Source organism: Leisingera sp. ANG49, from assembly GCF_059694505.1.
In genome coordinates, this window is record NZ_JCATZN010000002.1 from 187,147 (window position 1) to 196,347 (window position 9,201).

The window sequence follows — 9,201 nt, forward strand, 5'->3', positions numbered from 1 at the left end:
GTGTTACAAGCTCTTGCCATCGAAAATCTCCAATGGAAGGTGCAAGGTATCCACGCCGTCGATACATCCAAGGTTGACGCGGAAAGTGCCGGGCGACAGTCGCGGCTCCACAAAGGTATGGATGCCGCAGGTGCCGCAGAAGTGATGCTGCGCAGCCAGTGTGCCGAAACGGTAGGTCTTCAGCGCGTCACCGGCTGCGGTGATCTTCATATCGTCCTTCGGCACCTTGAAGGGGCTCAGGAAGGCGGTCTTGCGGATGCAGATCGAGCAGTCGCATTGCATTGCACTGGTGACTTTCGGCGCAAGGAAGGAAAAGCGGACAGCGCCGCAATGACAGCTGCCTGAATAGTTTCTCATGGCTTGCCTGAGCTGGTTAGGGGAACGTGGCAAGCTTGGCCGGGCCAGCGGGGTGCGGGCAAGCGGTTTGTGCGGATTTGACGCCCGTCGGCCTCAGGCGGCCACCCCATGGGGGCCGTGGCGAATGATGGCCCACTGGCCATAGCTGTCGTCCAGGTCCAGCTTGATCGCAGCATTGGATTTGGTGGAGGCGCTGCCGATTTCGGCCAGGGTGAACTCGATACCGCCGGGGATGCCGATCTGCACCCGGTGCTCGCCGTCGCCATGCGGGGGCCGGATCGGGCGGCCGGTGGACGTGACCAGCCCTTCGATGTCCAGCCTGGCGGTGCGGTTTTCGATGTCGGCCTCGTAGTCGATCCGCTTGATCAGCGTTTCATGCACGGTGTCGCACATGGCGCGGTAGACCCACCAGTGGGTGGCTTCCTCGTCCGTTTCGCCGCCCATGAGCACGGTTTCCAGCGCCGCCCGCTGGGCGTCGCTGGCGCGGTCGTCGATGATCGCCTGCAGGGCGCCCTTGCCCTCGAAGACCGGGCCGGGCCAGGCATAGAGCAGCGCGGCGCGGGCGCCCGTCAGGTCGGTGCCGCCGAAATGGCCCCTGTCGATGTGGATCACCTCGAACCCGGTGCAAAACCCGTGGGTGGGCAGGTCCTCGAACTGGCAGGGGCAGCCATAGTTGCAGTTGCAGTTTCCGAAGCTGGGGCCTTCGATATACCAATCCACATGTGCCATGGCTGTCCTCCGGTCGTTCTGCTGAGTGAGATGCGCTGTGCCGCGCACCGCAAGTATAGCATAAAACCGGCGCCCTCGCCGGGCGGCGGGTCAGGAGCGGCCAGCCTCCGCCGGGGCGAGCGGGAACAGGCGGTCGTAGGCGAGGGTGAAGCCGTAGGTGTAGACCACCACGAAGGAAGTCACCGTCAGGTCGGTCGCCAGCGCCTGCCAGAGGCCGAGGTTCAGCCACCAGATGTAGACCGGCAGCGAGGTGATCAGCAGCGTCGCCTCGAACCCGATGGCGTGCAGCACCCGGCCCAGCGGCGAGCGGTCGCTGGAAATCCGTCCCGCCCTGGCGTCGGCCTGATCGAAGAGCCAGTTGTAGAGGAGGTTCAGCAGCATTGCCTTCACCGACAGGAAGGCGCCCAAGAGGCCGATATCGCTGAGCGGCTTGTCGAAGAAGGCCGCGCCAACCGGCACCAGTGCCGCCATCAGCAGGATTTCGAAGCTGATGGTATAGCGCAGCCGGTCCCTTGCGGTGCGCATTGCAACTTTGCCTGCCATTCTGTGCCTCCTTTTGAAGTCAGGGCGTTGCCTTTGTTCTATCCCCGTTTCATGATACTTCCAGTTAGTATGTATCTGAAAATCTGATAGGTTGGCCATGATGTCTCCGGAAACCCTGCAGGCCTTTGTGCTGGCCGCCGAACTGGGCTCCTTCTCGGCCGCGGCGCGGCGGATGGGCAAGGCGCAGTCGGCGGTCTCAACCGCGATTGCCAATCTGGAGATCGACTGCGGGCTGCAGCTGTTTGACCGCAGCGGGCGCTCGCCGGTGCTGACAAGGGCGGGGCAGGAGATGCTGCCGCACGCGCGCGGGATCCTGCTGGGCCAGCGGGAGTTTGCCGCCAAGGCGGCGTCGATGGCGGAAGGGGTGGAGGACAGCCTGTGCCTGGTGGTGGAGCAGGGGCTGAACCTGGCACCGCTGCTGGAGGCGCTGCGCGGCTTTGCCGAAGCCTATCCGCATGTGGCGCTGGAGATCCTGTCGGCCGGCCCCAATGACACCGCGGCGCTGCTGAAGGAGGGGCGCGCCGACCTGGGGCTGATGACGGAGCAGGAGAGCTACCCGGAGGGGTTCCAGTTCCGCGGTGTCGGCCACACGGTGGCGGTGCCGGTTTGCGGGCGGGATCACCCGCTGGCCGCCCTTGGCCCGCTCGCGCACCGCGACCTGCGGGCGCACAGGCAGCTGGTGCTGCAAAGCCGCTCGCAGGAGGCCCGCTGGCTGATCGGTGAGGTCTACAGCGCCTCTGTCTGGTGTGCGGAAAGCCCGGGTATGATTATCGAGCTGCTGCAGCAGGGGCTGGGCTGGGCCGAACTGCCGCTGCCCGCGGTGCAGCCGCATCTGGACAGCGGCGCCCTGGTGCGGCTGCGCTTTGGCTTCCAGCAGAGCGACGCGCTGGCGGGCGTGGACGTGGTCTGGACGTCGCAGCGGGTGCTGGGGCAGGCCGGGCAATGGCTGCAGCAGCATCTGCTGAAGCTGCCGCAGGAGGCCTGGCGGTGTTGAGAAGGGTGTTCGAACAGTTTGCGTGAGACTTCCAGTTCAATGAATGATTGAAACGTGAAAATGCGCCGCTGTCTCTGCCGCGGAACTTCCAGGAGTGTCCAACTGAACATGAATTTGCACAAACAGCTTTTTTATCCGGTCTTTCTCATTGAGGAGACAGACACAAACAAATTTACGGGCTTCAACATAGTGAAAGGGCTGACTGGGTTTACAACTTGGACTCGCATCCCGGTCATCGGCAAATACTCCCGAGGTCAAGTGTTTGCCGCAGACGGAAAGATCTATTGGTACTGTGGTGATAGCGGATTTTTTCGTTTTAGCGAAAAGGTTTGCATGCTTTTGGAGATTTTGATGCTCCCTACGATCTTCTCCAAGATGTTCGAATCTCTTGTTTATCACGGACCCAAGCTGGCTTCAGTGGAAACCGTCGGACTTGTTGAGTTCAAAGAAGCAGTTTTGCTTGCCGTAAAACGATATGGTTCGAGCGATCTGGAGCAGCTTTTTGAGCTGGTCGAGCCCTGTGGGAGCTTTGAAGAGGTTATCAGAAGTATCGATTGGTGGAGGTTCCACGGTGGCCGTCATGACGAGGATGGGCATCCGCTTGAGAGTTAGCACGCAGAAGATAACGCGCGCTGGAGTGAGTGTTGGCAAGAGCCAACAACACACCCGCCCGCCATCCGTCCCCGCCCTCTTGCTTTCAGCGGCCCTTGTGGTAGCAGGGCACAAGCAGAATTCGAGGGGCCGTGATGGACGATCTTAAAGCCAAGTACCTGGGTCAGATTGCAGAGGCCGCCGACGAGGCGGCGCTGGAGGCGATCCGCCTTGCCGCCGTCGGCAAGAAAGGCGAAGTGGCGCTGAAGATGCGCGAGCTGGGCAAGATGACCCCGGAAGAGCGCCAGGTGGCCGGCCCGGCGCTGAACGCGCTGAAGGATGAGATCAACTCGGCCCTCGTGGCCAAGAAGGCCGGTCTGGAAGATGCCGCGCTGGATGAGCGCCTGCGCACCGAATGGCTGGACGTGACCCTGCCGTCGCGCCCCGCTCGTCAGGGCAGCCTGCATCCGATCAGCCAGGTGAAGGAAGAGATCACCGCGATCTTTGCGGAACTCGGCTTCTCCGTCGCCGAAGGCCCGCGGATTGACACCGACTGGTACAACTTCGATGCGCTGAACATCCCCGGCCACCATCCGGCACGCGCCGAGATGGACACCTTCTATATGCACCGGGCCGAGGGCGACAACCGCCCGCCGCATGTGCTGCGCACCCATACCTCGCCGGTGCAGATCCGGTCGATGGAGAAGATGGGCGCGCCGTTGCGCATCATCTGCCCGGGCGGCGTCTACCGTGCCGACTATGACCAGACCCACACGCCGATGTTCCACCAGGTCGAAGGCCTGGCGCTGGACAAGGACATCTCGATGGCGAACCTCAAGTGGGTGCTGGAGGAATTCGTCAAATCCTTCTTTGAGGTGGACGATGTCGAGCTGCGCTTCCGCGCCTCGCATTTCCCCTTCACCGAGCCGTCGGCCGAGGTCGATATCCGCTGCTCCTGGGAGGGCGGTGCGCTGAAGATCGGCGAGGGCGACGACTGGATGGAGATCCTCGGCTCCGGCATGGTGCACCCCAAGGTGATTGCCGCGGGCGGCATCGACCCGGAGATCTACCAGGGCTTTGCCTTCGGCATCGGCATCGACCGCCTGGCGATGCTGAAATACGGCATCCCCGACCTGCGCGCCTTCTTCGACAGCGACCTGCGCTGGCTGCGCCACTACGGCTTCCAGAGCCTGGACATGCCGGCGCTGCATGGCGGTTTGAGCCGGTAAACCCTCCATAGTTTCAGAACTTCCGCCCGGCCGGCAGGCCGGGCAGCGCCCGACCCGCCCCCACGGGGCGGGCGCTTCGCTTCCCACCCCGCCGGGACGGGCGCTGCCCTCGGTGGTGAAAAAACAGTGCGTGACCGCCGCCGCTCCGGGGGAAGGGAGCTATGCTCTGTGATTTGCGGAAACGACAGCGCCAAAGTACGGTTCAGTTTTTTGAAATGACCTAGCGCGGAATCAAGGCCGAGAGGCCGCCGCGCCATCGCCTGACCGCCGCACGGGCAGGCGATTTGGTGCCACCAGCGCACCAGCCAGACGCTGTACGGACTTGGCCGGCATAAACTGCCAAACACTATCGTTGGGTCGCCAGCCCGCGGTCAGGCGATGACGCGGCTTAGTCGCTGCCGCCCACAAACTTGTGACGTGACAGCTGCCGCACGGCAGCTACCCTAGGGCGAATGATCCGAGCTGTTCTTTCCCTTTCCGCCGCCCTGCTGTGGGCCTCAGCCGCTGCTGCCATGGGGCCGTCGAAACCCGGCGGGTGCCAGGACGCAACACCCTGCGAACTGGGGGACCGCTCCTATCACGTGATGGAGCCGGAGGGCTGGGACGGAGTCTCGCCGCTGCCGGTGCTCTTGCATTTCCACGGCTGGTCCCGCACCGGGCGCCATGCCCAGAAAAGCGAACGGGTGGGGGCCTCGGCCAAGCGCCGCGGCGTGCTGCTGGTGACGCCGAACGGACGGCGCAAGACCTGGGATTTCTGGTCGGCAGAGACGGAGTACGTGGCCTTTTCCGACGCGGTGCTAGCGGACGTCGCCGAGCGTTACCCTGTTGATCCCGAACGCATTTATGTCTCCGGCTACTCCTATGGTGCGGCCATGGCCTGGCGGTATGTCTGCCACAGCGGCAATGATGTGGCGGCGCTCTTGGCGGTGGCGGGCACCCTTCAGCAGAGCGAGGACTGCCCGGAAGCGCCGCGCGAGGTGAGGCATGTGCACGGGCTGAAGGATACGGTGATGGACTTCCCCTATGGCCCCGGCGGCGAGCGGACCTATCCGGTAGCGCTGTGGCGGGCGCGGCTGGGCTGCGGTGCGGCACGGGCGCTGGGGCAGTGGCAGGTGGTCGACTTCCTGAAGTTGGAGCGCACGGTCTGGGCGGGCTGCACGCAAGGGCAGGTGGTGCTGGACACCCATCCCGGCGGCCATTTCATCCCGCATGGCTGGATCGGGCGGCAATTGGATGAGCTTTTGAACCTCACTCCCAGCTATCCTTGAGCGCGGGGGCGCTGAACCCTTGAACCTTGGCGCATTCTTTGCCATTGCCTCGGGTCAAACACGCATGTCTGCCAAGGGGTCCCCGACCGATGAAATTCACGCTTTCCTGGCTGAAAGACCACCTCGACACCGACGCCTCGGTGGAAGAGATCACTGATGCCCTGACCGATCTGGGCCTTGAGGTCGAAGAGGTCGTCAATCCGGCGGACGCGCTGAAGGACTTTACCCTCGGTTATGTGAAGCACGCCGAGAAGCACCCGGATGCCGACAAGCTGCGGGTCTGCAAGGTGGACACCGACGAGGGCGAGCTGCAGATCATCTGCGGTGCGCCGAACGCGCGCGAAGGCATCACCGTGGTGGTCTGCAAGCCGGGCATGTATATCCCCGGCCTCGACATCACCATCGGCGTCGGCAAGATCCGCGGCGTTGAGAGCTTCGGCATGATGGCGTCCGAGCGCGAGCTGGAGCTGTCGGAAGAGCATGACGGCATCATCGAGCTGCCCTCGGGCGCGGTTGGCGACAAGTTCGTGGACTGGCTGGCGGAGAACGATCCGGCCAAGGTCGATCCGGTGATCGAGATCGCGATCACCCCGAACCGCCCCGATGCGCTGGGCGTCTACGGCATTGCCCGCGACCTGGCGGCGCGCGGCCTCGGCACCCTGAAAACCCGCGCGTTCGAGGCGATCCCGGGCGATTTCGCCAGCCCGGTCAAGGTGACCATCGACGAGGACACGCTGGACGGCTGCCCGCTGTTTGCGGGCCGGGTGATCAAGGGTGTGAAAAACGGCCCCTCGCCGCAGTGGCTGCAGGACCGGCTGAAGGCGATCGGCCTGCGCCCGATTTCGGCGCTGGTGGACATCACCAACTTCTTCACCTTCGACCAGAACCGCCCGCTGCATGTGTTCGACGCGGCCAAGGTCGCAGGCGACCTGCGGGTGCACCGCGCGGCTGGCGGCGAGACGCTGAAGGCGCTGGATGAGAAGGAATACACCTTCGGCGCTGGCCAGATGGTGATTTCCGACGCCAACGGTCCCGAGAGCATCGGCGGCATCATGGGTGGCGAGGAGACCGGCTGCACCGAGGAGACCGTGGATGTGTTCCTGGAGAGCGCGTTCTGGGATCACGTGCAGATCGCCATGGCGGGCCGGGCGCTCAAGATCAACTCCGACGCGCGCTACCGCTTTGAGCGCGGGGTGGACCCGGAATACACCATCGAGGGCCTGCACCGGGCGACCCAGATGATCCTGGACCTCTGCGGCGGCGAACCGTCGGAGGTGGTGATCGCGGGCGATGTGCCGGACCATTCCCGCGCTTACAAGCTGGACGCGGACCGGGTGCAGTCGCTGGTGGGGATGGAGATCCCGGAAAGCGATCAGCGCCAGACCCTGACCCGCCTGGGCTTCCGCCTGGAAGGCAATATGGCGCATGTGCCCAGCTGGCGCCCGGACGTGCAGGGCGAGGCCGACCTGGTGGAAGAGGTCGCGCGGATTGCCTCGCTGACCAAGCTGGTGGGCAAACCGCTGCCGCGGCTGACCGACGGTATCCCGAAACCGGTGATGACGCCGCAGCAGCGCCGCCAGCAGATGGCGCGCCGCACTTGCGCCAGCCTCGGCTACAATGAGGTCGTCAGCTACAGCTTCATCGACAAGGCCTCCGCTGCGCTGTTCGGCGGTGGTGACGATGCCACCATGCTGGCCAACCCGATCTCTTCCGAGATGTCGCACATGCGTCCGGACCTGCTGGCGGGCCTGCTGCAGGCCGCGGCCCGCAACCAGGCGCGCGGCTACATGGATCTGGCGCTGTTCGAGGCCGGTCCGGCCTTCACCGGCGGCGAACCGGGCGAGCAGGTCAATCAGATCGCGGGCCTCTTGGTGGGCCGCACCGGGCCGAAAGACGTGCATGGCGCCTCGCGCGCGGTGGACCTTTATGATGCCAAGGCGGGCGTTGAGGCGGTGCTGGCCGCCATCGGCGCGCCCGCCAAGGTGCAGATCCTGCGCGAAGGCGCCGCCTGGTGGCACCCGGGCCGCCATGGCCGCATTTGCCTGGGCCCGAAGAAGACCCTCGGCGTCTTTGGCGAGCTGCACCCGAAGGTGCTGAAAGCGATGGGCATCAAGGGCGCGGCTGTTGCCTTTACCATTTTCCCGGATGAGGTGCCGCTGCCGCGTAAATCCGGCGCCACCCGCCCGGCGCTGGCAATCAGCGATCTGCAGGCGGTGGAGCGCGACTTTGCCTTTGTGGTCGATGCCGATGTCGAGGCGCTGACCCTAGTCAATGCCGCCGCCGGTGCCGACAAGGCGCTGATCGAGGACGTACGCGTTTTTGACGAGTTCATCGGCGGCTCCCTGGGCGAGGGCAAGAAGTCGCTGGCGATCACCGTGCGGCTGCAGCCCAGCGACAAGACGCTGAAGGAAAAGGACATTGAGGCGGTGAGCGAGAAAATCATTGCCAAGGTGGCCAAGGCCACCGGCGGCACCCTGCGCGGGTAACGGCGGTTCCTGGGCTTTTTTTAAAGCCTTGGCAAAAGTTTTCAGAAAACTTTTGGGCAGCGCACCCTGCGGGGCGCTGCCCTTTTCATGTCACCTGGCAGAGAAGAACTCCGCCAGCAGATCGAACACCAGCCGGATGCGGCGGCTGGTGTGCAGCTCGCGGTGGGTGGTGAGCCAGACCGGGAAGGTGATGGCATCGCTGCCGGGCAGCACACGCTCCACTTCCGGCGCGGCGGCAGCGACCTCATCCGACATCGGGGTGATGCCGAACCCCTGCCGGACCAGTTCCCAGCACACCAGGCCGCTGTTGGAACCGATGCGGAAGTTCTCCGCGGTGACGGGGATTCCCATCGGCACCAGGTAGCTGATCATCCGCTCGGTGTCGCCGAAGCTGACAAAATCATGGTTTCCCAAATCCGCAAGGGAAGACGGGCGGCCGCGCCGGTCCAGGTAGGTCCTGGCGGCATAAAAATGCCCGGTCGCCTCCTGCACCAGCCGGGCGATCAGTTCGGGCTGCGCCGGGCGGACGTGTCGGATGGCGATATCGGCCTCGCGCCGCATCAGGTCGCGGATATCATTGGCGGCCACCACGTCGACGGTGAGGTTGGGCGCCCGCTGGCGCAGCTGCTGCAGCAGGGGCGGCAGCACATGGGCGGACATCACATCCGAGGCGGTGATGCGCACCGTGCCCTCGATCGATTGCGCCTGGCCGCTGGCGGCTAGGGCCAGCGCGTCCGCAGCCGCGCCCATTCTGCGGCTGTGGGCGCGCAGCTCATGCCCGGCTTCGGTCAGCGCCAGCGAGCGGCCCAGCCGTTCGAACAGCAGCACGCCCAGTTCCGTCTCCAGTGCCGCGACCTGGCGCGACAGCGTCGGCTGAGTCAGGCCAAGCTGCCGCGCGGCGGCCGACAGCGAGCCGGTTTCAGCGGTGGCGAGAAAGGCGCGGATATGGTTCCAGTCGGGTGCATTCATGCAAATATGTATATCAGCCTTGCGGATTTCGGCAA

Annotated in this window: 9 protein-coding genes; 5 read left to right on the forward strand and 4 right to left on the reverse strand. The window is 64.7% G+C overall.

The annotated features are described in order from the left end of the window. Nucleotides 1–3: 3 nt before the first annotated feature. From AC58NV_RS07305 to AC58NV_RS07315, 3 genes are all read right to left on the reverse strand, one after another. Complete coding sequence (locus tag AC58NV_RS07305) at nucleotides 4–357, reverse strand: GFA family protein (RefSeq protein WP_497226539.1); 354 nt, start codon at nucleotides 355–357, stop codon at nucleotides 4–6. A 93-nt stretch (nucleotides 358–450) separates the two neighbouring features. After that, a complete protein-coding gene (locus AC58NV_RS07310) occupies nucleotides 451–1,086 on the reverse strand; it encodes a DUF1326 domain-containing protein (protein WP_497226540.1) in 636 nt (211 codons plus the stop codon). A 90-nt stretch (nucleotides 1,087–1,176) separates the two neighbouring features. After that, the gene (locus AC58NV_RS07315) at nucleotides 1,177–1,629 is read right to left on the reverse strand and encodes a PACE efflux transporter (protein WP_497226541.1); all 453 of its coding nucleotides are present in this window, start codon (nucleotides 1,627–1,629) and stop codon (nucleotides 1,177–1,179) included. A 97-nt stretch (nucleotides 1,630–1,726) separates the two neighbouring features. On the opposite strand from AC58NV_RS07315, the gene AC58NV_RS07320 reads away from it, so the two are divergent. The 5 genes from AC58NV_RS07320 to pheT all read left to right on the forward strand — a co-directional run bounded on the left by AC58NV_RS07320 (nucleotide 1,727) and on the right by pheT (nucleotide 8,197). Further along, nucleotides 1,727–2,623: a LysR family transcriptional regulator gene (locus AC58NV_RS07320; RefSeq protein ID WP_497226542.1), complete on the forward strand. Its 897-nt coding sequence runs from the start codon at nucleotides 1,727–1,729 to the stop codon at nucleotides 2,621–2,623. A 108-nt stretch (nucleotides 2,624–2,731) separates the two neighbouring features. After that, nucleotides 2,732–3,235, forward strand: a complete 504-nt coding sequence (locus tag AC58NV_RS07325) for a hypothetical protein (RefSeq protein WP_497226543.1) — start codon at nucleotides 2,732–2,734, stop codon at nucleotides 3,233–3,235. Between the two features lie 134 nt (nucleotides 3,236–3,369). Next, on the forward strand, nucleotides 3,370–4,443 hold the full coding sequence (gene pheS, locus AC58NV_RS07330; RefSeq protein WP_497226544.1) for a phenylalanine--tRNA ligase subunit alpha: 1,074 nt from the start codon (nucleotides 3,370–3,372) through the stop codon (nucleotides 4,441–4,443). 452 nt (nucleotides 4,444–4,895) lie between these two features. Beyond that, the gene (locus tag AC58NV_RS07335) at nucleotides 4,896–5,711 is read left to right on the forward strand and encodes a CE1 family esterase (RefSeq protein ID WP_497226545.1); all 816 of its coding nucleotides are present in this window, start codon (nucleotides 4,896–4,898) and stop codon (nucleotides 5,709–5,711) included. Nucleotides 5,712–5,800: 89 nt separating this feature from the next. Beyond that, nucleotides 5,801–8,197, forward strand: coding sequence for a phenylalanine--tRNA ligase subunit beta (gene pheT / locus AC58NV_RS07340; RefSeq protein WP_497226546.1), 2,397 nt, complete (start codon nucleotides 5,801–5,803; stop codon nucleotides 8,195–8,197). A gap of 90 nt (nucleotides 8,198–8,287) precedes the next feature. On the opposite strand, the gene AC58NV_RS07345 is transcribed toward pheT, so the two are convergent. Further along, complete coding sequence (locus tag AC58NV_RS07345; RefSeq protein WP_497226547.1) at nucleotides 8,288–9,166, reverse strand: LysR family transcriptional regulator; 879 nt, start codon at nucleotides 9,164–9,166, stop codon at nucleotides 8,288–8,290. Nucleotides 9,167–9,201: the final 35 nt, after the last annotated feature.